At 64.1% G+C, this 22,255-nt stretch carries 16 protein-coding genes; 7 read left to right on the plus strand and 9 right to left on the minus strand.

The window, feature by feature from the left end:
* Positions 1-81: 81 nt before the first annotated feature.
* On the minus strand, positions 82-1,473 hold the full coding sequence (chrA, locus tag SIDU_RS04860; RefSeq protein ID WP_007688875.1) for a chromate efflux transporter: 1,392 nt from the start codon (positions 1,471-1,473) through the stop codon (positions 82-84).
* A complete protein-coding gene (locus tag SIDU_RS04865; RefSeq protein WP_233431870.1) occupies positions 1,470-2,420 on the minus strand; it encodes a chromate resistance protein ChrB domain-containing protein in 951 nt (316 codons plus the stop codon). The genes chrA and SIDU_RS04865 overlap by 4 nt, the downstream gene beginning before the upstream one ends.
* A gap of 142 nt (positions 2,421-2,562) precedes the next feature.
* Here SIDU_RS04865 and SIDU_RS04870 point away from each other — a divergent pair, with 142 nt between their 5' ends.
* From SIDU_RS04870 to SIDU_RS04890, 5 genes are all read left to right on the plus strand, one after another.
* Entirely contained in the window at positions 2,563-3,819 is a 1,257-nt protein-coding gene (locus SIDU_RS04870) for an alginate export family protein (protein ID WP_007688879.1), read from the plus strand.
* Positions 3,820-4,056: 237 nt separating this feature from the next.
* Positions 4,057-6,459, plus strand: a complete 2,403-nt coding sequence (locus SIDU_RS04875; protein ID WP_007688881.1) for a TonB-dependent receptor — start codon at positions 4,057-4,059, stop codon at positions 6,457-6,459.
* Complete coding sequence (locus SIDU_RS04880) at positions 6,459-7,682, plus strand: dipeptidase (RefSeq protein WP_007688883.1); 1,224 nt, start codon at positions 6,459-6,461, stop codon at positions 7,680-7,682. The genes SIDU_RS04875 and SIDU_RS04880 overlap by 1 nt, the downstream gene beginning before the upstream one ends.
* A 136-nt stretch (positions 7,683-7,818) precedes the next feature.
* Positions 7,819-8,280 (plus strand): HlyD family efflux transporter periplasmic adaptor subunit, encoded by a 462-nt coding sequence (locus SIDU_RS04885; RefSeq protein WP_233431871.1) that lies wholly within the window; start codon positions 7,819-7,821, stop codon positions 8,278-8,280.
* A 43-nt stretch (positions 8,281-8,323) separates the two neighbouring features.
* Positions 8,324-9,763, plus strand: a complete 1,440-nt coding sequence (locus SIDU_RS04890) for a porin (RefSeq protein ID WP_025771932.1) — start codon at positions 8,324-8,326, stop codon at positions 9,761-9,763.
* A gap of 353 nt (positions 9,764-10,116) precedes the next feature.
* Here the strand turns inward: SIDU_RS04890 and SIDU_RS04895 are convergent, their stop codons facing one another.
* From SIDU_RS04895 to SIDU_RS04910, 4 genes are all read right to left on the minus strand, one after another.
* The gene (locus SIDU_RS04895) at positions 10,117-11,904 is read right to left on the minus strand and encodes an FAD-dependent oxidoreductase (RefSeq protein WP_007688891.1); all 1,788 of its coding nucleotides are present in this window, start codon (positions 11,902-11,904) and stop codon (positions 10,117-10,119) included.
* Positions 11,905-11,923: 19 nt separating this feature from the next.
* Positions 11,924-12,670 carry a dienelactone hydrolase family protein gene (locus SIDU_RS04900; RefSeq protein WP_007688893.1) on the minus strand — a complete coding sequence of 249 codons (747 nt, stop codon included), beginning with the start codon at positions 12,668-12,670 and terminating at the stop codon, positions 11,924-11,926.
* Positions 12,671-12,691: 21 nt separating this feature from the next.
* A complete protein-coding gene (locus SIDU_RS04905) occupies positions 12,692-13,441 on the minus strand; it encodes a dioxygenase family protein (RefSeq protein ID WP_025771934.1) in 750 nt (249 codons plus the stop codon).
* Positions 13,442-13,552: 111 nt separating this feature from the next.
* The gene (locus SIDU_RS04910; RefSeq protein WP_007688896.1) at positions 13,553-14,425 is read right to left on the minus strand and encodes a LysR family transcriptional regulator; all 873 of its coding nucleotides are present in this window, start codon (positions 14,423-14,425) and stop codon (positions 13,553-13,555) included.
* Between the two features lie 118 nt (positions 14,426-14,543).
* Here SIDU_RS04910 and SIDU_RS04915 point away from each other — a divergent pair, with 118 nt between their 5' ends.
* Both SIDU_RS04915 and SIDU_RS04920 read left to right on the plus strand, forming a co-directional pair.
* Entirely contained in the window at positions 14,544-15,749 is a 1,206-nt protein-coding gene (locus tag SIDU_RS04915; protein ID WP_007688898.1) for a muconate cycloisomerase family protein, read from the plus strand.
* A gap of 40 nt (positions 15,750-15,789) precedes the next feature.
* Positions 15,790-18,450, plus strand: a complete 2,661-nt coding sequence (locus SIDU_RS04920) for a TonB-dependent receptor (RefSeq protein WP_007688900.1) — start codon at positions 15,790-15,792, stop codon at positions 18,448-18,450.
* Positions 18,451-18,898: 448 nt separating this feature from the next.
* Here the strand turns inward: SIDU_RS04920 and SIDU_RS19225 are convergent, their stop codons facing one another.
* The 3 genes from SIDU_RS19225 to istA form a co-directional block, all read right to left on the minus strand.
* On the minus strand, positions 18,899-19,357 hold the full coding sequence (locus SIDU_RS19225; RefSeq protein WP_073507123.1) for a transferrin-binding protein-like solute binding protein: 459 nt from the start codon (positions 19,355-19,357) through the stop codon (positions 18,899-18,901).
* Positions 19,358-19,816: 459 nt separating this feature from the next.
* Positions 19,817-20,626 (minus strand): IS21-like element helper ATPase IstB, encoded by an 810-nt coding sequence (istB, locus tag SIDU_RS04930; protein WP_007686496.1) that lies wholly within the window; start codon positions 20,624-20,626, stop codon positions 19,817-19,819.
* Positions 20,626-22,131, minus strand: a complete 1,506-nt coding sequence (gene istA / locus SIDU_RS04935) for an IS21 family transposase (RefSeq protein ID WP_007686498.1) — start codon at positions 22,129-22,131, stop codon at positions 20,626-20,628. Before istA ends, istB begins: the two co-directional genes overlap by 1 nt.
* Between the last annotated feature and the right edge of the window lie 124 nt (positions 22,132-22,255).

The following is a 22,255-nucleotide window of genomic DNA, read 5'->3' on the forward strand; positions in this document are numbered from 1 at the left end:
AGGGAAGTCCAAAGCTCGGAAAAATCGGAAAAGGCCGGTGGAGAGCTTCTCCACCGGCCTTTTTCTGCCCGAGTCTGTGGTTCAGACGAGCAGTATATAGGCGGCCCCAAGCGCGGCGCAGGCGCCCAGGACCGGCAACACGCCGATCCTGAACCGGAACACCGCGATCATCGCGCCCGCCGACAGCAGCACGGCGGGAAGATCGACGCTGGACGGCACGGGCAGGTCGATCCCGCCGACCCGCTGGACCTGCCGGAACAGGGTGTGGATGGCGAACCAGATGGCAAGGTTCAGGATTACGCCGACCACCGCCGCGGTGATCGCCGTCAGCGCCGCCGAAAGCGCCGGGTTGCCGCGCAGCCGCTCGACGAAGGGCGCACCGGCGAAGATCCAGAGGAAGCAGGGGACAAAGGTTACCCAGGTGGTCAGGATTGCGCCGACCGTAGCGGCGAGCAGAGGATGCATCGCGCCGGATTCGCGAAAAGCGGCGAGAAATCCCACGAACTGCGTCACCATGATCAGCGGCCCCGGCGTGGTTTCCGCCATGCCCAGGCCGTCGAGCATTTCGCCGGGCCGGAGCCAGCCGAAGGTGCCGACCGCCTCCTGCGCGACATAGGCAAGCACGGCATAGGCGCCGCCGAAGGTGACGACCGCCATCTGGCTGAAGAAGCTGGCGATATGGGTGAACACATTGTCCGGCCCCAGCGTCAGGAACAGCGCCAGCACCGGCCCCAGCCACAGCGCCAGGAACAGGGCTGAGATGCGCAGCGACCAGCCGAGGGCCGGGCGCGCGTGATCGGGCAATCGCTCCCCCAGCGCGGTGTCGCGGTCGTGCACGATCTGTCCATTCGCCGGGCCGTGACCGCCGCCGCCCTGGAAGGCCGCAAGGCCGCTGCGCCCGCCGACGAAGCCGATGAGGCCCGCCGCCAGCACGATCGATGGAAAGGGCGCGCCGAGAAAGAAAATAGCCACGAAGGCGGCAACCGCGATCCCGCGCATCGCGGCATTCTTCAACGCCCGCGACCCGACCCGGACCACCGCCTGCATCACGATGGCCAGCACCGCCGCCTTGAGGCCGAAGAACAGCCCTTCGATGACCGGAACATGGCCCAGCAGCACATAGATGTAGCTGAGGCCCAAAATAGCGAGGAAGCCGGGCAGCACGAACAATGTGCCCGCGATCAGGCCGCCCTTGGTCTTGTGCAGCAACCAGCCGATATAGACGGCGAGCTGCTGCGCCTCCGGCCCGGGCAGCAGCATGCAATAGTTAAGCGCGTGGAGGAATCGCTCCTCCCCGATCCAACGCTTTTCCTCGACCAGCAGCCGGTGCATCACGGCAATCTGTCCCGCCGGTCCGCCGAAGCTGAGTGCCGCGATCCGCGCCCACACACGCGTCGCTTCGCCCAGCGATATGCCGTGATGATCGTCGGACAGAGAAGCTGTGGTGGTGGTGGAGGATGCGCCTGCGGTCATCGATCCGTCCTTCTGTTGCTGAAAAAGGCATGGAACTGGTTGAGCGCGTCGCTCGCCATGGCGATGCGCTGTAAGTCGTCGTCGGTCGAGGCGCAGACGCCGGACAATATGGCGCCCAGACCCGAAGTTTCCGGTCGCCCGAACCTGCGGTCGCCGATGTCGAGGTCATGGATGATCTCGCCGATTGCGACCAGGGCAGGGTCGTCAAGAAGGTCCGCGCGCAGCAGCAATGTCTCGAAACTGCATCGGTCGCCTTCATGGGTGAATTCGGCATCGGCCATGTCGAAGCGCAATTCCCCTTCGCCCGGCTGATAATGGCGGCTGTCGACGAATTTGAAGCGGGCCTGCGGGTCGATGAAGCGGCGGATCAGCCAGGCGCAGGCGATGCGGTCGACATGGACGCCGCTGCGCGTCACCCAGGTCCGGTCGGCGAGATCGATCGGTTCGGCGTGAGCGGCAGATTCGGCGCGGCTGACGTCCGGATGCCGGTGGCGCTGCCGGTCCAGTTCGGCAAGCGCGGCTTCGGCACGCCTCCGCTCCGGGGCGCCGAAGAAATCGAGCCGGCCGACATCCTCCAGCCGCTTTTGCAACCGGGCGATGTCCGTTCCGCTCGCGGGGCCGGTTTCCAGCAGGCGTCGGGCGACGCGGGCGATCTCCTCATAATCCTCGCGCCGGGCTGCATCGAACAGGGCGCGCACATCCGCGTCGGACTGCCCCGCGAGCAGGCGGGCCTCGATCAGCGTCGCTTCGCCGCCATTGTCGACGATCTCCGCCATCAGGCTGCCGAAGGCGGTGGCGCTCTCCTGCGAATGCGGCAGGACATGGACTGCATTTTTGAGCGGCACCGCGCCGATGGATTGCAGGCGGCGCCAAATCTTGACCCGCAAATAGGGGGGCTTGGCGGGAAGTTGGTGCAGCAGCGCGAGCCAAGGGGTGGCGTCAGTCATGATCATGATGCATATGTATCAATGAAGATGATTCGAAGAAACAGGAATATCAATGTTGTGGCCTTCTTCTCTTTCTGTTGCATGTGCGGCGGCTGTCCTAGTGGGTGCGCCGCACGCTTTTGCGCAGGATGACGGTCTTGCCTTGACCGGCAGCGTTCGCCTGCGCCTTGAGGAGATAGAAGGCCAGGCGCGCGCAGGGTTCGATCGCGATGACGGCCTGTTCAACATCCGCACGCAGCTTATGGCCGAATATCGGTCCGGCGCGTTCAGGGCAGGGGCGGAACTGTTCGACAGCCGGGCCTATGGCGCTGACCCCGGCACGCCGATCTCCACCAATGAGGTCAACGCGATGGAGTTGGTCCAGGCCTATGTCGCGGGCGACATAGAGGAGCCGCTGGGCAAGGGCAGCAAGCTCAGCCTGATGGCGGGGCGGTTCACGCTGAACCTCGGCTCCCGCCGGCTCGTCGCCGCCGACGATTATCGCAATACCACCAATGGCTATACTGGCCTGCGCGCCGACCTGGCCGCGCCCGGCGGGGTCAAGGCGGTCTTCATCTACACCCTGCCGCAGCAGCGTCGTCCCGACGATGCCGACGGCGTCCGCAACAAGCGGGTGCGTTTCGATCATGAGGGTTTCGATCTGGTGCTGTGGGGCGGCATCGTCGGCAAGGCCGATGCGATCGGCCCGGCCATGGCGGAATTCAGCTATTTCCACCTGGGTGAGCGGGACGAACCGGGGCGACCGACGCGGGACCGATCGCTCGATACCTTTGGCGGACGCATCATGAGCGAACCGGAAACGGGGCGGTTCGACTATGAGGTGGAGGCATTTTACCAGACCGGCAGCGTCAGCGCATCGCTTGCGTCCGGCTCGCCGCGCCAATCGGTTGCCGCCAGCTTCCTGCACGTCGATGCCGGCTACAGCTTCGGCGGATCCTGGAAGCCGCGTCTGTCGCTGGAATTCGACCGGGCGAGCGGCGATCGGCGGGGCGGGCGCCAGGGCCGCTTCGACACGCTGTTCGGCATGCGCCGGGCGGACCTGGCGCCGGCCGGTCTCTACAATGCGCTGGCGCGGACCAACATCGTGACGCCCGGCATCAGGCTGGAGGCGACGCCAGACAAGCGGTGGGACTGGTTTGCGACCTATCGCGCCCTGTGGCTGGCTTCGCGGACGGACGCCTTTTCCTCCACGGGGGTGAGGGACGCCATCGGACGGTCGGGCAGCTTCGCTGGCCATCAGGTGGAGGGGCGGGTGCGATACTGGATCCTTCCCTCACGCCTGCGGTTTGAATTCGACGGGCTTCTGCTCGCCAGGGGGCGGTTCCTGCGGGATGCGCCCAACGCGCCGGCGGGAAGATGGACGCGCTATACCTCCTTCAACCTGACCGCGAGTTTCTAGGCGGCGGCGGAGATGGCCGCCATCCGGAGAGAATTAATTACGGCATGAGAATTATTCGTTTGTTCGTGGCGGATTTCCAGGAACATTTCGTTTCACAAGAAAACCGAGAAATGGGCCGGGTGCGAAAAGCGTCCGGCCTGTCCGTTCTTTGGAGGGATGCCGCGTCGCGGGCCTTGTCGCGCGACGCATGCCTGAACGGCCCATAACTGCCCGAAAAGGGCCGAAAGGGAGCCATTTATGCAGAAGTTCTTGTCCGTTCGTCGCGCTGCATTGCTGCTGTCGTGCTGCGCTGCCACGCTGTCGTCCCACGCCTGGGCGCAGGAGCCGGATGCGGAAGACGCAGGAACGATAACCGTCACCGGCCGCCGCATCTCCCAATCGGCGGAGGCCATCGGCGAGGACAAGGTGAGCAATGTCGTGGCGGTCACGCGCGAAGCCCTGCTTTCCGCTCCATCGGGCATTTCGGGCCTGAAGATGCTGGAGCAACTGCCCGGCTTCAACGTGCAGACCGACGGCGCGCTCGGCCTCTATGAATTCGGCAACAGCGTCCAGACACGCGCCTTCAACCTCGACCAGATTGGCTTCGTGGTCGACGGCATTCCCACGGGCCGCAGCGACGCCTTCGGCGGCAGCCCGGTGTTCCGCTATGTCGACAACGAAAATCTCGGCGTGGTGGAAGCCGCCATCGGCGCGGGTGATGTGGGCCTGCCCAGCTATTCGACGCTCGGCCCGGTAGTGCAATATAACAGCATCGCGCCGCAGGACGAGATGGGCCTGTTCGTGTCGCAGAGCTTTGGCGATTTCGACATGAAGCGCACCTTCATTCGCGCGAGCACCGGGCGGGTGGGACCGTTCAAGGCCTATGTCAGTCGCACCAAGCTGGACAGTGATCTGTGGCGCGGCCCCGGATCGGTCGATCGCGAGCATTGGGAAGGGCAGATTCACGCCGATCTGGGCGGGGATAGCTGGGCGCGCTTCAAATTCGTGTCGAACGACTTCTTCGACTATGATTCGCCGACCATTACGCGGGGGCAATATAATTGCGTAACGCGCAATGCCTTGGGCCAGTGCGGCCGCGACTATGCCTATATCGAAAATGTGCCGAATACGACGACGGGTTTCGCGCCGACCGCGCCGGGCATCTATTATTCGAACAGCGCCTATACCGCCGTCTACAATCTTGCCATCAACGTGCGTAAGGACAAGCTGTACGGAGCGACCTTCCACGCTGGCATCGATGACGGGGTCTGGGCGGAATCGACCCTCTATTATGAGGACAAGGACGGTTACGGCGTGTCGCCCGACGCCTATGGCAGCACGACGCGGGGCGCGACCCCGGGCAGCTATCTGCGCTATCTTTATCAGTCGGAGGCTGGCCTTCCGGTCGTAGCGCCCAAGGGCGTGCAATATGGCTTGTCCGGCGTTGGCGGGGATCGTTACGGCATCACCGGCAAGCTGCATTGGGAAATCGGCAGCAACGCTCTGGAAGCGGGAGTCTGGGCCGAAACCGACAAATATCACCGCACCCAGGCGCGCTACAACACGGTCGATGGCGCGCCCGACAGCGCGCCCAACCTGAACGAACTGGTCTATCTGCGCCGCGACTATCGGTCCAAGCGCGACATATTGCAGGTGTTCGTGAAGGATACGCTGAAACTCATGGACGAGCGGCTGATCCTCGACCTCGGTTTCAAAGGGTTGACGATGGACTATGTCCAGCGCGGCTATCGCGACTTTGACGATTATTACCGCACCCGGACGATCGGCGGCGTCCTCAGGGGCATTCCCGGGTGGGGTCCGCAGGCCAACACCGCGCATTACACGGATATGTTCCTGCCCATGGCGGGCCTGCTCTACAAATTTGACGGACGGACGCAGGTCTTCGCTTCCTATGCGGAGAATATGGCCCTGCCCAAGGGCATGGACGACATCTATTCGGTGACGCGCCCCGGCACGTCCGCGCTGGTGCCGCAGCCTGCGCCCGAACGGTCGAAGAATATGGAACTGGGCATCCGCACCAACCAGGGGCAGCTCTATGCGTCGTTGGCGGCCTTCTACACGAAGTTCGAAAACCGCATCCAGTCGATCACCAGCTTCGTGCCCGGCGGCGGCGCGTCTACGGAAACCTTCTTCCAGAATGTCGGCCGGGTGCGTTCCTATGGCGTGGAATTTGCCGGCACCTACAAGCCGTCCTTCCTGGACGGCCTCGCTTACGGTAACCTGAACGTCACCTACAACAATGCCAAGTTCAAGGACAACATCATCGGCTCGACCGTCATCCCCCTCGCGGGCAAGTTCCTGCCGGACAGCGCCAAGTGGATCGTCAGCGGCGGCGTGACGGTGGAACCGGCAAGCTGGCTGGTCGCCAACTTCTCCGGCAAATATACCAGCAAGCGCTGGTCGACCTTCGTCAATACGCCGGGGTCGAGCGTGCCGGGCTACACTGTCTTCAGCGCCTATGTCGACATTGGGGACGGCCTCAGCTTCGGGCCGGTCAAGGGAATCAAGGCGCGGCTCAACGTCGACAATATCTTCGACAAGGACACGCTTTCCTACATATCTGCCCAGCCATCGGGCGACGGTTTCTTCCGGCCGCTTTCTCCCCGCACGTTCCAGTTCACCATTTCGGGCGAGATTTGATGCTGAAAAGGATGATGGCGGGGGCGGCGCTGGTGGCGCTGCTCCCGTTCGGGGTGCAGGCGCAGGAGGTGCCGAAGAAAGTTTATCAACTCCACCAGCGGCTGCTGACGCTCGACAGCCATCTCGACACGCCCGCCTCGCTCGACCTGCCCGGCTGGTCGATCGAGGACGAGCATGGGGTTCATAGCGACTATACCCAGGTCGACCTGCCGCGCATGAAGAAGGGCGGCCTGGACGGCGGTTTCTGGGCGATCTACACGCCGCAGGGGCCGTTGACGGAGGAGGGATTCCGCAAGGCGCGGGACTTCGCGATCCTGCGCGGCGTGTCGATCCGCCAGATGGTGGCGGCGGACCCGGCGAATTTCACGCTGGCGCTGGAGGCGAAGGACGCCGCACCCATCGCGGCGGCGGGCAAGCGGGTCGTCTTCATGTCGATCGAGAACGCCTATCCGCTGGGCGAGGACGTGTCGCTGCTCAAGACCTTCTACGACATGGGCGTGCGGGTCGTCGGTTTCGCGCATTTCGCGCATAATCAGTTTGCCGACAGCTCCACCGACCCGTCGAAGAAACCGCGCTTCGGCGGCCTTTCCCCGTTGGGGAAGGATCTGCTGAAGGAGATGAACCGGCTGGGCATCGTGCCGGACGCGTCGCACAGCAGCGATCAGGTGCTGGACGACCTGCTGGCGCTGTCCACCACGCCGGTCCTGCTGACCCATTCGGGCTGCAAGGCGGTCTATGACCATCCGCGCAATATCGACGACGCGCATCTGAAGGCGCTGGCGGCCAAGGGCGGGGTGATCCAGATGAACGCCTTCGGCGCCTATCTGCGCGCATCCAAGCCCAATCCGGCGCGGCAGGAGGCGCTGAAGGCGCTGTTCGGCCAATTGCGCGAGGATGCGAAACTGACGCCGGAGAAGCGGGCCGAACTGCTGGCGAAGCGGCAGGAGATCGACCGGCTCTATCCCGAAACGGACCGGGCGACCTTCGACGATTTCATGGCGCACATGCTCCACGCGCTGAAGGTGGCTGGGCCGGATCATGTCGGCATCGGCCTGGACTGGGACGGGGGCGGCGGTGTCGTCGGCCTGGAGGATGTGCTCGACCTGCCCAAGATCACCGCCGCCCTGCTGAAGGCGGGCTATAGCGAGGCGGATGTCCAGAAGATCTGGTCGGGCAATGTCCTGAGGGTGCTCGCCGCGGCCGAGGCGGCGAAGGGATCATAGGATTCCCGCGACAGGGGCGCCCTGATGACCGCCCCTGTCGCGCATCGATTGGGCGGGGTAGCGGGGTGGATCGCAATCGCGATCACCTGTCTCTTGTGCCGAGATGATAACCATTTCGCGTCCCGGCGGTTCGCTGATGGAGATCGTGCCGCTGGAGGACAAGCTGCTGATCGAAGCGCGCATCAGCCGGCGCGACATTGCCTTCATTCGTCCGCGGCTGCCCGCGACGGTCAAGATCACCGCCTATGATCCGTCCATCTACGGCACGGTCGACCGAATCTCGCCCGACACCTTGCAGGATGAGGTGAACCGCGACCAGGTCTTCTACCGCGTCTATGTCCCGCACCCGGCATTCCAGCCCGCGGACCAGGGACGGCAGGGACCACGCCATCATGCCGGGCATGGTCGCGATGGTCGAAATCCGCACCGGCCGCAAGTCCGTGTTCGATTACCTGATGAAGCCGATCAACAAGGCCAAGGAAGCGATGCGCGAGAGATAGGTGGAAGGGCATTGCGAAAAGGCGAGGGGGCATGCCCATTCCCGCCATCAGCGGTCCGTCATCAAACTGAAATATTATTGTCATCTTATTGTCTCTGAAATGCCATAGCGGCCGCAACCAGCATATCAGGGGAGTCGCTCGATGGGGGCAAGGACGTTCGAAACCGGGTTATTGATCGCGGGCGTGCTGGCGCTGACGCCGCAGGCGGCGAGCGCCCAGAGCAATGCGGAACTTCAGCGCCAGATCGATGAGTTGAAGGCGCAGGTACAGGCGCTGACATCGGCGCTCGCCGCCAGCAAGTCTGCGCCGGCCGCTGCCGAGCCTGTCGCGGCCGCTCCTGCGCCCGCCGCCGCGCCAGCCGCCTCCCTGGCCGCCGCGCCCGACCAGCCGCCGGCCGCCACGCCGGCATCGGATCCGGCGCCCCGGTCGAAGGCGTGGTACGAACGGCTGTCGCTTCGGGGCTATACCCAGATGCGCTACAATGCCTTCCTGTCCGGTGACGATAGCGCGCCTGCGGGCGTTTCCCGCCTGCGTTCGGTGCATGACAGCTCGATCTCGGACCGAGGCGGCTTTTCGCTGCGCCGTGCCCGGCTGGTGCTTCAGGGCGACGTTTCCGACCGCGTCTCGCTCTATCTTCAGTCCGATTTCGCCACGGCGGTGAACAATCAGGCGGGAAGCGAGCGGCGGGAGGGATTCGCCCAGTTGCGGGACGCCTATGCGGACGTCTTCCTCGACAAGGGGAAGGATTTTCGCCTGCGCTTCGGCCAGTCCAAGGTGCCCTTCGGCTGGGAGAACATGCAATCCTCCTCCAACCGCCTGACGCTTGATCGCAGCGACGCGATAAACAGCGCGGTGCCCGGCGAACGCGACCTTGGCATCGTGGGCTATTACACGCCGCCTTCGGTGCAGAAGATATGGGACCGGCTGGCGCATGACGGGCAAAAGCTGTTCGGCAATTACGGTGCGTTCGGCATCGGCGCCTTCAACGGGCAGGGCACCAACAGGACGGAACAGAATCGCGGCCTGATGAAGGTCGCCTTCGCCATCTGGCCGTTCGAACTGGACGGTCTGGGCGACGCGTTGGCGGGGCAGGTGTTCGAAATCGGCGGCTCCGCGATGATGAACGACGTGCAGCCCGAACTGCGCAGCGGCTCGGTCAGTCCGGTGGCCTATGACGACGATCGCGTCGGCATCCATGCCATGCTCTACCCTCAGCCCTTCGGCATCCAGGCGGAGTGGAACTGGGGCAGGGGGCCGGAATATGACCGCGCCAGCCAGTCCATCCTGACGAAGAAGCTGCATGGCGGCTATGTGCAGATGATGTATCGCGTGCCCATGGGTTCGATCGGCGCGCTGATGCCCTATGGCCGCTGGCAATATTATCGCGGCGGGTGGAAAGCAGGGACCAACGCGCCGCGCCTGGAAACCGACGAACTGGAACTGGGCATCGAATGGCAGCCATGGAAGGCGCTGGAATTCACCCTTGCCTTCGCCCGGATGAAACGCGCCGAAGCCGACGAGCGCCGCACCGGCCGCGCCGAAGGCAATCTTATCCGCACGCAGGTGCAGTGGAATTATTGAGGCGCGATAAGCGCAGCCTGTCCGGTCGCTATGTTCGCCATTGCGGCGTCTCAAACTCAGGACTTGCCTGACTGAGTGATTTTGGTGGAGAGCGGACGTTCCCCCTCCCGCAAGCGGGAGGGGGTTAGGGGGTGGGCTGGCGCAACATCCGCGTTGTTTTGCAACGGCCAAGTCAGAAGCTCCCCCGGATCAAGTCCGGGGTCGCGCCCACCCCTAACCCCTCCCGTTTACGGGAGGGGAATGTCTTGGGATGGCCATTTCCGGGCCTTTCCGAATTCGCCCAGGCGCGCTGGGTGCGCCAGGTTACGTGATCGCGGCGGATATGCATGCGCCTCGCATCGCCCGCGCTCGCCTCATGCGGCGGCTTCGCGCAGGGCGGCCGCAGGCGCGAAGCCCAATATCGCGCCGAGCGCCGCGATCAGGTCGGCAGCGGCCGTGGCGCTCGCGCGACGGGCGCGCCAGCCGACGTAAATGTCCGGGCGAACGAGCAGCGCGCCGTCGTCGGCCACTTCGCTTGCGGCCGCGAAATCGCCATAAGGATCGTCATATCGCTGGCCGGGGCCGATCCGGTGAACCGCGATCTCGATCCCGAAGGCGGCGGCGGCCTCGGCGGCGGCCTGTTCCCACGCCGCGCCGCTGATGCCGGTCAACAGAGTGAACCGGCCATTCCCGCACAAGTCCATCGCCGCCACGCGGCGGCCGTTTTCGCTGAGCCAGACGTGCGGCAAATGCGCGCCCGGGCGGCTGCTTGCCTGATGATAGAGTTCGGGGTCGCGCAACCAGGCGGGTTCGGGCGATCCGTCATCGACGACCGCGCCCGATGCATAGCGCTGGTTCATTTCGACGCCATGGCAATTATAGACATAGTCGGAGGCCTGGATGGCGGCGCGCAGCGCTTCGCGGCGGGCCGCCGCTTCCTGCGTATCGTCCTGGAGCGCCGCCATGTTGAGGCGCATCTCTTCCGGATCCTGCGTATCGAGCAGTCCCAGCGCCTGAAGGATCGGCGGAAAGCATCCGAGGCTCTTGTTGGCCCGCTTGACGACCTGTTCGGCGACCGGAGCGCGTTCGAGGTCGTAGGATTCCAGCAGCGACGGCGCCGCCTTGCCCTTGACGACATGCGCGAGCTTCCAGGCGAGATTATAGGCATCGCCGATCGACGCGTTCGAACCCAGGCCGTTCGTGGGCGGATGGCGGTGGATCGCATCGCCCATGCAGAATACCCGGCCCTTGGCGATGGTGGTGGCGTAGGCATCGTTGACGGTCCAGGTCGACGTCGCCTCTATCTTGATCGGAATCCGGTCGTCGCCGATCAGCTTGTGGAGAATGCCGCGCGCAAACTCCTCGGTGATCTGCGGTGGGCCTTGTTCGATGTCGTAGCCCCAGATGGCGAGCCATCTGTTCCAGGTCCGGACCATGCGGATGACGCCGATGCCAAGGCCGCCGACGCTCGATCCCGGCTGGATGATCCAGTAGAGCACGCTCGGCCGATGCGCGACATATCTGGAAAGGTCGCAGTCGAAGACGATGTTCATCGATCCCGAAACGCCCATCCGCCCTTCGAGCGGCAACCCATAGTCCGCGACGACCCGCGAGTTCGCCCCGTCGGCGCCGATCAGATAACGCGAGCGGATGGTGTAGACGGCGCCGGTCAGATGGTCCTTCACCGTCGTCGTGACGCCTTCCGCGTCCTGCGTGCTGCTCAGATATTCGGTGTCGAACCGGATTTTCGCGCCGCGCTTGGCGGCTGCCGCGATCAGCAGCGGTTCCATCATGTTCTGCGGCAGGTCGCACATGGAGGTGGGGCTGGCGAGATCATAATCGGCGCGGCGGGCGGGATGCATGCCCCATGTCAGCAGCCGGCCGAGTTCGGTGCCGGTGAGGCTGGTGCAATAGGTGTTCTCGCCCATCTGGGTGTTGGGCACCGCCATGCCGACCGCCTCCTGCTCCAGCCCCAGGTCGCGCAGGATTTCCATGGTCCGCTGGTTGGTGATGTGCGCGCGCGGCGTGCGCGCGGTCCAGCCGAACTTGCCGATCGCCTGGCATCGGACGCCATAGGTGGCGAGCGCGGCGGCAGAGGCGGCGCCGGCGGGGCCGGTGCCGATGATCAGGATGTCGGTATCGAAGCCGGATTCAGTGGACATGCATTCCCTCCGTGCGTTTCTATGCCGACGGGCCGAAATCCGGTTCCGCGGGCTGATTGGGATCGAAAAGCCGCTCGGCTATGGCGAGCGCCTCCTCCGCGGCGGCGCGAAGCGGACGCTCGTCCGAATCGAGGCCGGTGACGAACCCGTGCCCCACGCCGCGAAATATATGCAGGGAAACGGCCGGATTTCCCTCGACGCAGGCCGCCAGCGCCTCCACATTTTCGGCCCCGACCGACGCGTCCGTATCGCCCAGCAGGATCGTCACCGGCGTTTCGATCTTCGGCAGATAATCGATCGGCGGCGCGAGCGGGGCGACATTGGGAAGCCCCTGCGGAAACGGATAGACGGCAAGCAGCGCGCAATCGCTTCCGCGCCGCGCCAGTTCGAGAACGAAATTGCCGCCTAGGCAGAAGCCCATGACCCCTCGCGCCCCGATGTGCTGAACCAGCCGTTCGAGCGCATCGGCATAGTGCCTGTCGTCCAGGCGGTGGCGCCGCTCGAACGCGGCCTCGCGCGTCGATTGCGCGAGCGGACCGAAGGAGGCGAAGGGATCGAGCAGGATAACCGGCGCCTGCCGGGCAAGATGCGCTGCAAGGCCGCGATAGAAGGGCGTCATCCCGTAGATGTCGGGGATGAGGAGCGCGGGGGGAGCGCGATGCCCTGCCCCGAAGACAAGGCCTTCGAGCCCGAACCCTGCGGGGGCGGAGTAGGGCTCGCCTTGCGGATCGACCGGAAAGCGCGCGCTCGGCTGCGTATGGCACATCGGATTTCTCCGGGAAGTCGGTCAGGCCGCGCGGTCGAGAACGAAGTCGACCGTCAGCGTATCGACGCCGTCCTCCTGCGTCGTCCGGCGGACCAGATCGTCGCGCACGCCGCTGCAGCAATCACTGTCGACCCATTGGCCGCCCTCGAAATAGACCTGGGTCGTGACCGTCTTGAACCCGGGCTTGCGCACCTTGAAGTGGACGTGCGCGGGGCGCCAGCTATGGCGTCCCATCGCCTCCAGCAGCGCGCCGGTATAGCCCTGGTTGGGGATCTGGTAGGGAACCGGCGCCGTGGTCGCGACGCGATAGGCGCCTTCGCTGTCCGACGTCAGCTTGCCCCGATAATAATCGACGGGGATATTGTCGTGGAACCCGCTATATTTTCCGGTCGGGGTCGAGTGCCAGATGTCGACCTCCGCTCCGGGCAGGAGGGACCCATCGATGTCGCGCACCTGGCCCCGGACGACGAGCGGACGCTCATTGTCATGATCGAGGGTCTTGAGCCGGTCGGTGACGGCGGGCGCATCCTCCCTGTAATAGGGGCCCTGGATCGCCTGCGGAGAACCCTTCGTCACCTCGTTTTCCGCGTCGACCGCGGCCACGTTCAGGAAGACGTCGAGGAGGAGCGGCAGTTCCCTGGCGTCCGCCAGCCGGCCGAGATAGTCGACGGCGAAGCGGTACTGATCGACCGTCACATGATGCTTTATGATGGCGTCGCGTATTCCCGCGACGATATCCATCACTACGGCCTCAAGCTGTTCGGACTCCATCGGCATCTCCCACTTCGCTCTGTTGTGCAGTTCGGAAAAAGTAGAGCGAAGATGATATACGCGCCAATACTGATTATGCCGCTACTCGATACGAATATCGTATGCCATCGGTCAGCGTCGGATCGCGCCCAGGAAACGATGCAGGATCGGTTCGTCGCAATGTTGGGCATAGGCGCAAACGATCGGGGAACCGACCGCATCGTCGAGCAGGGGCGTGAAGCGGACGCCGGGCCAATGGATGGCCGCGAGCGATGCGGGCACCACGCAGACTCCCGCGCCCATCGCGGTCAGCGCCAGGGCCGCGGTCGCGTCTTCGGCGAAATGCTCGATGCGCGGCTGAATGCCCCGCGCCTTGAGCAGCGCGATGATTTCGTCGGCGAAGCTGGGCCGGTCGCCCTTGGGAAACAGCACGAAGGGCCGATCCTTGTAGCTCGCCAGCGCGACTGGCCGGTCGGGCGCTCCGGCCCGCTCGTCGGCGGTCGCGACATAGAGCGGCTCGTCCTGGATCTTTTCGAATATGATGTCCGGTTCGCCCGGAAAATAGCGCCCGAACCCGACATGGATCACCCCGTCGCGCAGCGCCTGGACCATGTCGTGCTTGCTGAGCTGGGCGAGGGAAATGTCCGCTTCGGGAACCTCCCGGCGGAAATCCCGGAGCAGCGCGGGGAGAACCTGGTAGATGACAGAGCCGAGATAGCCGATGGCCAGGCGGCCCACATCGCCTCGCCCCGCGGCGCGGCAGCGGTCGCGCGAATCCCGGCTTCGCGTCAGGATGACCCGGGCGTCGTCCAGGAAGCTCCGTCCCGCCGCGGTCAGGCTGACCCCCTTGGTCGTCCGGACCAGCAACTGCACGCCAAGCTCGTCTTCCAGTGCCTGGATCTGTCGGCTCACGGGCGGCTGGGACACGTTCAGCCGCTGCGCCGCCGTGCCGATATTGCCATATTCCGCCGCTGCGACGAAGTAGCGAAGCTGACGAAATTCCATGTCCCATCTCCCATGCTATGCGGTAATCGTATCGAATAGTGGTCGATATAGTATTTTACAGTAAGGCGACAGCCCTCCTATCGCTGCCGAACATATGGGCCGTAGGGATGTGGTGGGAATGGATAAGGCAGCGGTTTCGCAAGGGCGTGCGTCGGAAGGAGCGGGCGGCGGGCGCGATGCGCTGGTCTTCGGCCGGACGCCCATCGAAACGGCGAGGATACGGAGCATCGAAACGCGGATCGTGGACCTGCCGCTGCGTCGGCTCCAGCAGTTCGCGCGGTTCGGCACGCACCTTCAGAGCATCGTTCTTGTCGAGATACTGACCGAAGACGGGGTAACGGGCATCGGCGAGGCCGTCACGCCCTGCGGCCCCTGGTGGAGCGGCGACAGCGTCGAGGCGATCAAGGCGACGATCGACCGCTATCTGGCGCCGCTGCTCGTGGGCGAGAACCTGCTCGCGCCGACCCGCCTGATGGCGAAGCTGGACGAGAAGGTCCGCAACAACGGCTTCGCTAAGGCGGGGATCGAGATGGCGTTGCTCGACGGCGCGGGAAAGATCCTCGACGTGCCGCTGCATATCCTGTTCGGGGGCAAGGTGCGCGATTCGCTCCCCGTCGCCTGGCCGCTGGCGACGGGCGATGTCGCGCAGGAAATCGACGAGGCCGAAGAGATGCTGGCGCTCGGACGCGCCGGCGCCTTCAAGCTGAAGATGGCCGCGCTGCCCATCGCGGAAGACCTCGCCCGCGCAAAGCGGCTGGCGCGCGCCCTTGAAGGGCGGGCGAAGCTGCGGGTCGATCCCAATGAAGGCTGGGAAGAGGCGACTGCCGTCCGGGCGATCGCCGAGCTGCGCGAGGCCGGCGTCGAGATGGTCGAACAGCCGGTGGCCCGCTGGAACCTCGACGCGATGGCGCGCCTGACCCGGTCCAGCGGCACCACGATCATGATCGACGAGGGCGTCCTGTCGGTCCACGACACGGTGGAGGTGGTCAAGCGCGCCGCCGCCAGCCTGCTGTCGCTCAAGATCATGAAATCCGGCGGGCTGCGCAACGCCCGCGCCATGGCCGACATCGCGAATGCGGGGGGCATTCCCGTCTATATGGGAACCTTCCTCGAATCCTCGATCGGCACGGCGGCGAACATGCATCTTGCCGCGAGCCTTCCGGCTCTGCCGCTCGGCGGAGAGACGATCGGGCCGATGCTGATCGGCGAGGATATCTGCGTCGCGCCTGCCGACTATCACGATCATGCGCTCTGGCTGCCCGAAGGGCCAGGCCTCGGCATCGAGATCGATCGCGAGAAGCTGGAGCGATTCCAGAGAAAATAGGGGCCGCAACGGATGCGGTCGACGATTGGGGGAGAGGGAAATGATGAAAGGACTATATTGCGGCGGCGCGCTCGCCGCGCTGGCGGCCGCATCCGCCGCTTCCGCCCAGACCGCGCCTTTGGCGGAGCCGCAGGCGAAGGCCGGGCTGCCTGCCGACGTGATCGCCGACATCATCGTGACGGCGCGAAAGCGGGAAGAGAATCTTCAGGAAACCCCCATCGCCATATCGGCCTTCGGCAACGAGACGCTCGAAGCGCGGGGGGCGACGCGCGTGGACGCGATTGCGGGATCGACGCCCAACCTGACCTTGTCGAACAGTCCGGGCTTCGGCGCGCAGAGTTCGCCGGCCATCTATGTCCGCGGCATCGGGCAAAAGGATTTTTCGCCCTTCACCGAACCGGGCGTCGGCCTTTATCTCGACGGCGTCTATATCGCGCGGTCGGTCGGCGGGCTGCTCGACCTGGTGGACATCGATCGCGTCGAAGTTCTGCGCGGTCCGCAGGGAACGCTTTTCGGCCGCAACACGATCGGCGGCGCGGTCAGCATCACTTCCCGACAGCCTGACTTCGATCATATTTCGGGGAGCGTAGCGCTCACGATCGGTAACTATCGGCGGCGGGACTTCAAGGCATCGTTGAACCTGCCGCTGACCGATAGCCTCGCCGTCACCCTGTCCGGCGCGACGATCAATCGCGACGGCAATGTCCGCCGTAGCGACGGGCGCGATCTTGGCAATGAACAGCGCCTCGTCGGGCGCTTCGCCCTGCGCTGGAAGGCGTCGAGCCGCATGACCCTGAACTGGTCGGTCGACGGCACCCGCGTGCGGGAACATGGCCCCGCATTCCGCCTGACCGGCATCGATTATCGGTCGCGGATATTCAATCCCGACAATCTGCCGCTGGCGCTGACCGCGGGCGGCACGCCGCTTCCTCCCGGCGTGGCGTTCGGAACGCCGCAAAACGGCACGGTGCATGTCATCGCGCCGCCTGACGGCGCCTTCCCGCCGGCCGTCGTCGCCGCCACAGGCGGCTACCGCAGCACGCTCAATTTTCCGGTCATCGACCTTAACGGAAGCGCGCCGGGCGGACAGATCTACCCCTCGCAAAGCGGCGACGCCCCGACCGACAATTTCGCGCTTCTCAACAATTATCTCGCGACCTTCCTCGGCGGACAGCCGTGCCTGTCGCCGCCGAACGGCTCAGCGCCCTATAATCCTTCCGGGGATACGGCCAATCGCGCCTGCTACAACAACCAATATGTCACGCGGACGAACCAGGGAACGGGCGCCGATTTTTCGAACATCGACATATGGGGCACCGCCCTCAATATCGACCTGGAGCTTTCCGACAGCATCGATCTGAAATCGATAAGCGCCTATCGCAAGCTGAGAAGCGCATCCGATCGCGACGGGGACCATTCGCCGCTGGAAATCGTCCGGTACGGCAACGATCCGGTCGATCAGGAGCAGGTGAGCCAGGAGGTGCAACTCCTCGGGAGCGCGTTCGGCGATCGGCTCAAATGGATCCTCGGCGCCTATTATTTCAGGGAAACGGGGGTCAACCTCAACCAGGTCTCCTTCACGCCGCTTTCGTTCGAGGTCGGCGGCTATTTCAGGAACACGAGCATAGCGGGCTTCGGCCAGCTCACCTTCGACATCACCGACCGTCTTTCGCTGACCCCTGGGCTGCGATGGACGCGCGACCGCAAATTTTACGATGCGACCGCGGGCGGCATCATCGCGAACCGCATCGGCATCGTCGATCCGCGCACCCAATATCCGGGCGGGCTGCCCGCCTGCGGCGTTCTGAACCCTTCCGTCATCTGCCCGCTGGGGCCAACCGAGGGTACGCCTTTCGCGCCCGGCCAACTGGTTCAGCAGGGCCAGGCGTCGACCCAATATAGCGACCTCACGCCGATGGTGAACCTTGCCTACAAGGCGGCCGACGGGCTGCTCCTATACACCAGCTATTCGGAAGGGTTCAAAGGCGGGGGCTTCACGCACCGCACGCTGCCCCTCCCGATCCTGCCGGGCGGCATACCGAGCTTCGATCCGGAAACGGTCAAGGTGTACGAAGCCGGCTTCAAGCTCGATGCCTTCGGCCGCCGGCTTAGGCTCAACGCAGCCTTCTTCAACACCGACTACAGCAATCTTCAGATCCAGGTCTTCGTGGGCCCGGCGCCGCAGATCAAGAATGTCGGTTCGGCACGGATACGCGGCCTGGAACTTGAAGCGTCGCTCGCGCCGGGCGGCGGATGGCGGCTGGAGGGCGGCCTGGGCTACCTCGATGCACGTTACACCAGCCTAGACGCGGCGCTGGTGAATGGCGGACTGACGCGAAATGCCGTCACCCTGTCGAGCAAGTTCGAGCAGGTGCCGGATTGGTCGATCAACGCTTCGCTGTCGAAGTCGATGAGTATCGGCGACGTTGAACTGACGCCGCGCGTGGACTGGTCGTATCGCTCCAAGGTCTATTTCGACTCGATCAACACAGATGCGATCGCCCAGCCGGCCTATTCGCTGGTCAATGCGAGCCTGACCGCGGCATCCTTGTCGGACGGCTGGACTTTCAGCGCCCAGGTCACCAATCTGTTCGACAAGGCCTATTATAATTCGGGGGTTTTCAACGAGACCTTCGGTGTACAGGAAAATCTGATCGGGCGCAGCCGCGAGTGGTCTATCACGCTCAAGAAGCTGTTTTGACGAGCGGTCCGGGCTGCGGTGCGCTGCGGGCGCGTCGCGGCCCGCGCCCCCTCGCGGCACGGCGGGCGGCCGGGCGTGGGTCCGATATGCCTTTTGCGCAAACCCCAACGAAATGCCCCCCGCGCCTGTGCCGCCTATCCACGACCGAATATTGCAGAAGCAATAGCGGCCGGAGATCAGGTTAGCGGCTCTATTTCCAATGGTGACCCCTACGGTCCTTCGTCGCTTCGTCACTAGGAAGTTTCTTCCGGCAACGTCGATTGATTACATCAGCATTATCATCGTCGAAACCCACTGATGCGGATCGGCGCGAGCGGCCAGACCTAGGCCCGCGCCTTTAACCGATTTCGCGTGGCCGAGCGCCATATCGCCGCCATCTTGCGTCGGCGCAGCACCGCCGAGGCCCGGATCGGGGTGTGATATAGCCCCCAAAGTTCGCCCGAATTAATCACCTTTTTCCGACAAATACTCCAACGGCAGTGTCATTAACTTGGTTAGACAGTGAGAAAATTCCGCCAATCTCTTCGGCATTTGGCCCATACGGAACAAATAAGATCCTGCCAGAGAAACCATTTGTGGTGGTTGCATCACTACCAAACGTATTGCTCTGTTGGAGCGTGCCAAACGTATTTGTTACGCCCGGCCCATCATTTACTTTAAGATCAATGTTTGTAGTGGTCATGTCGTTTGCAAAGTTACGCGTGACCTGTCCTGTTCCGCTTAACCGCCGCGCGGTTCCGCCGATATATGCCGTACCATCAGCAATGCCATTGTACGTGACAGTTCCTGCATTCAAGCGGGCAGCGTCAGGTGTGCGCGAGCCGAACAGGAACCATGTCTGGTAGCCAGTTCTTGATGCTCCCGTATTCTGTTTTACCTCCCACATGCCATAGCTGACGTAGCCCAAATGTGAGGATGAATCAGTCGAACGAAAGATGGTGAGACCGCTGTCGACCGTCCCAAGATCACCATAAGTTAAACTGCGCTGGAATGTGTCGAAATTGGTAGGTGTTGATGCGGTCCGGTTGCCCGAGGCATATTGGAAATTAGTGACATTTTGACTGCCCGCCTGATCTCTCGCAGTAATTGTATAGGATGACCCATCGTTGTAGCGCGACGATTACGGTGTCCGGTCGGCGTCAATTTTGATGGCCGATAGGTGGCCGCGCCGGTTGGTGAATTCTGGCTACCATTTGCTGTTGCGAGGAGCAACCGTCGAGCGACAATTACGACGCTGGGTAATTGTCGCTGGCGCTGGCCGGAAGCGAGGGTTTGAAGCGCATGGGATGGTTGGCATGTAATTGCCGCTGGCGACAATTACCCGTTGCCTCAGCAAGGGTGCTCCCGAGCGCGAAGCCAGCGACAATTATGATGGCCGGTCCGGGGCGCCATTGGGCGGGTCGTAATCGCCGGCGTTGATGCGGGCGACGGCGGAACGCTTGCGGTAGCTTTCGCCGTTCATCTCGATGATGGTCGAGTGGTGCACGAGGCGGTCGATCGCGGCGACAGTCATGGCGGGATCAGGGAAGACGTTGTCCCATGCCGAAAATGGCTGGTTGGCGGTAATGGCGAGCGAGTGGCGTTCGTAGCGGTGGGCGATGAGCTCGAACAAGGCGCTGGTTTCGACCTGGTCCTTGCGGACGTAGGACAGATCGTCGAGCACGATGAGATCGAACTTGTCGAGCTTGTCGAGCATGGCGGGCAAGCTGAGGTCGCGGCGCGCGGACTGGAGCTTCTGGACCATGTCGGTGGTGGAGCAGAACAGGACGCGCCGCCCCGTGTCGATGAGGGCATGGCCAATGGCGGCAACTGCGTGCGTCTTGCCGGTCCCGCTCTGGCCGAACAGCAGCAGGTTGCCGCCGTTCTCGATCCAGTCGTCACCGGCGGCGAGGGACAAGAGGTGCGGTTTGCGGATGCCGGGGGCGGCGTCGAAATCGAAGGTGGCGAAGGTCTTGCCTGCGGGCAAGCCGGACTGGTCGCGATGGCGCTGGATGCGCCGGGAGGAGCGATCAGCCATCTCGATCTCGAGAAGCGAGGCCAGCAGGTTGGCGGCCGGCCAGCCATCGCGATCGGCGGTGTCGGTGAGGCGCTTCCAGTTGCGGTTGATGCTCGGCAGGCGCAAGGCCTTCAGCAGGGTAGGCAGTACGGCGGCGGCCTGATCCTTGGTGCGGGTCATCAGTGCACCTCCCCGCTGGCGATCAGGCTGTTGTAGCTGTGCAGATCGGGTGGCGGGATAGCGACATCGCGCTGCGATCTTGCGGTTGGCAGGAACTCGTCCCTGAGCGCATCGACATCGGGCAAGCGCCCGCTGTCGAGAGCCTCATCGATCCGCCGAGCCAGCACGTCGACACAGTCGCCCCTGGCGGCGATATCGAGCAGCGCGACGGCATCGCGGCAGGCCTGCCGTCCATCGAGTTGGGCATCGAAGGCTTGCCAGGCCCGCCGGTAGGCGTGATCGGGGAAGAGGGCTTCGCGGTAGACGAGGTTGCGCAGTGCACCGGGCTTGCGGCGCAGGTTACCGATCATGTGCCGGAAATCGATGCTATGCCCCCGGTGGGGATGACTGATCCGCACACGCGGCGTGGACATTACCCTGTCTGGACCGAGGAAGAGCTCGATGCGATCGTCAAAGAGATGCGCGTTGAGGCGCCGTCCGACGAGGCGGGAAGGCACCGAATAGGTAACCCGATCGATGGCGACGGTGCCGTTGCGGGTGACATCGACGGTGACCATGGCGAAATCGGTGGTTCGCCTTGCGGGCAGCGCCTTGAGTACCCTGCGTTCTGCATCGATGCGCGCAGCATGCCGCCGGTTCTGTCTGGCGACCTGCGCCTCAACGAACTCGCGCCAGGCCTCGATGCTGACGAAATCGCGGCTGCCCCGCCGGCGTAAGGCCTGATCGAGCCGTCGCTTGAGATGGGCATGGGGACCTTCGATCGATCCGTTCTCGTGCGCCTCGCCGCGGTTGTTGCGGGTAGCAAGCATGCCGTAATGACGACACAGCTCGTCATAGCTTCGGGTGAAATCCCGCTGCGCATCGGCGTCGAGGTTTTTGTAGGCGGCTGACAGGGAATCGCTGCGGTGTTCGGCCGGCGCACCGCCCAGCTTCCACAACGCATCCTGCAGGTGCTCCGAAAGGGCGGCAAAGCTCTCCCCGCCCAGCACGACAGCCGCATGCTCCCAGCCACTCGCCGCCAAGCGGAAGTGGTAGAGGCGATAGGCCAGGGTCTCGCCGGCAACGGTGACCTTGAGACTGTCGCATACCGTGAAATCCGACAGGCCCTGCCGACCGGGCTCATGATGCTGCGGGAAGAAGATCTCCTTCTCGCCGCCGTGCAGTGCCCGCCAGCGGGCGATCCGGCGTTCCAGTGTTCGTCGTATCGCATCGGGAACAGCATCCTCGCCGAACTCGTCCTGGAGCGTCTCGAAGACCGTGACGGCAATGATACCGTCGATCTGGAGCAACTCCTCTATACGTGGCCAGAATGGCTCGAGCGGATCGGCGCGGGTGCGCCAGTGGCGCTCCTTCTTCTTCTGGGACGGAAGCTGCGGATCGTTCTCGATCCGGCGTGCGCTGCGTTCGCTGATACCGGCCTTGGCAGCCGCGACGGCCTGGGTGTGTTGGCGACGATGGGTCATGAAGAGAAATACCTGCTGATCGGAAATGTGGTGGCCCGGCATCGCAAACCCATCGCTCGTTGTTCGATGAGTGTTCCGATACCACCGCCCGCCACAGCCCCGATCTGCCCCCCGAAAGAAGGGGAAAAAGATCGCCACCGGTTGTCTGGTCCGCTCTCCGGTCGGG

Source organism: Sphingobium indicum B90A (assembly GCF_000264945.2).
GTDB classification, from domain to species: domain Bacteria; phylum Pseudomonadota; class Alphaproteobacteria; order Sphingomonadales; family Sphingomonadaceae; genus Sphingobium; species Sphingobium indicum.

Coding starts and splice junctions, on each gene's coding strand:
- istB (WP_007686496.1), bottom strand. CDS start 20,626: ATGACCCGCACCAAGGATCAGGCCGCCGCCGTACTGCCTACCCTGCTG.
- SIDU_RS04920 (WP_007688900.1), top strand. CDS start 15,790: ATGATGAAAGGACTATATTGCGGCGGCGCGCTCGCCGCGCTGGCGGCC.
- SIDU_RS04875 (WP_007688881.1), top strand. CDS start 4,057: ATGCAGAAGTTCTTGTCCGTTCGTCGCGCTGCATTGCTGCTGTCGTGC.
- SIDU_RS04890 (WP_025771932.1), top strand. CDS start 8,324: ATGGGGGCAAGGACGTTCGAAACCGGGTTATTGATCGCGGGCGTGCTG.
- SIDU_RS04905 (WP_025771934.1), bottom strand. CDS start 13,441: ATGGAGTCCGAACAGCTTGAGGCCGTAGTGATGGATATCGTCGCGGGA.
- SIDU_RS04880 (WP_007688883.1), top strand. CDS start 6,459: ATGCTGAAAAGGATGATGGCGGGGGCGGCGCTGGTGGCGCTGCTCCCG.
- istA (WP_007686498.1), bottom strand. CDS start 22,131: ATGCCGGGCCACCACATTTCCGATCAGCAGGTATTTCTCTTCATGACC.
- SIDU_RS04900 (WP_007688893.1), bottom strand. CDS start 12,670: ATGTGCCATACGCAGCCGAGCGCGCGCTTTCCGGTCGATCCGCAAGGC.
- SIDU_RS04910 (WP_007688896.1), bottom strand. CDS start 14,425: ATGGAATTTCGTCAGCTTCGCTACTTCGTCGCAGCGGCGGAATATGGC.
- SIDU_RS04885 (WP_233431871.1), top strand. CDS start 7,819: ATGGAGATCGTGCCGCTGGAGGACAAGCTGCTGATCGAAGCGCGCATC.
- SIDU_RS04915 (WP_007688898.1), top strand. CDS start 14,544: ATGGATAAGGCAGCGGTTTCGCAAGGGCGTGCGTCGGAAGGAGCGGGC.
- chrA (WP_007688875.1), bottom strand. CDS start 1,473: ATGACCGCAGGCGCATCCTCCACCACCACCACAGCTTCTCTGTCCGAC.
- SIDU_RS04895 (WP_007688891.1), bottom strand. CDS start 11,904: ATGTCCACTGAATCCGGCTTCGATACCGACATCCTGATCATCGGCACC.
- SIDU_RS04865 (WP_233431870.1), bottom strand. CDS start 2,420: ATGACTGACGCCACCCCTTGGCTCGCGCTGCTGCACCAACTTCCCGCC.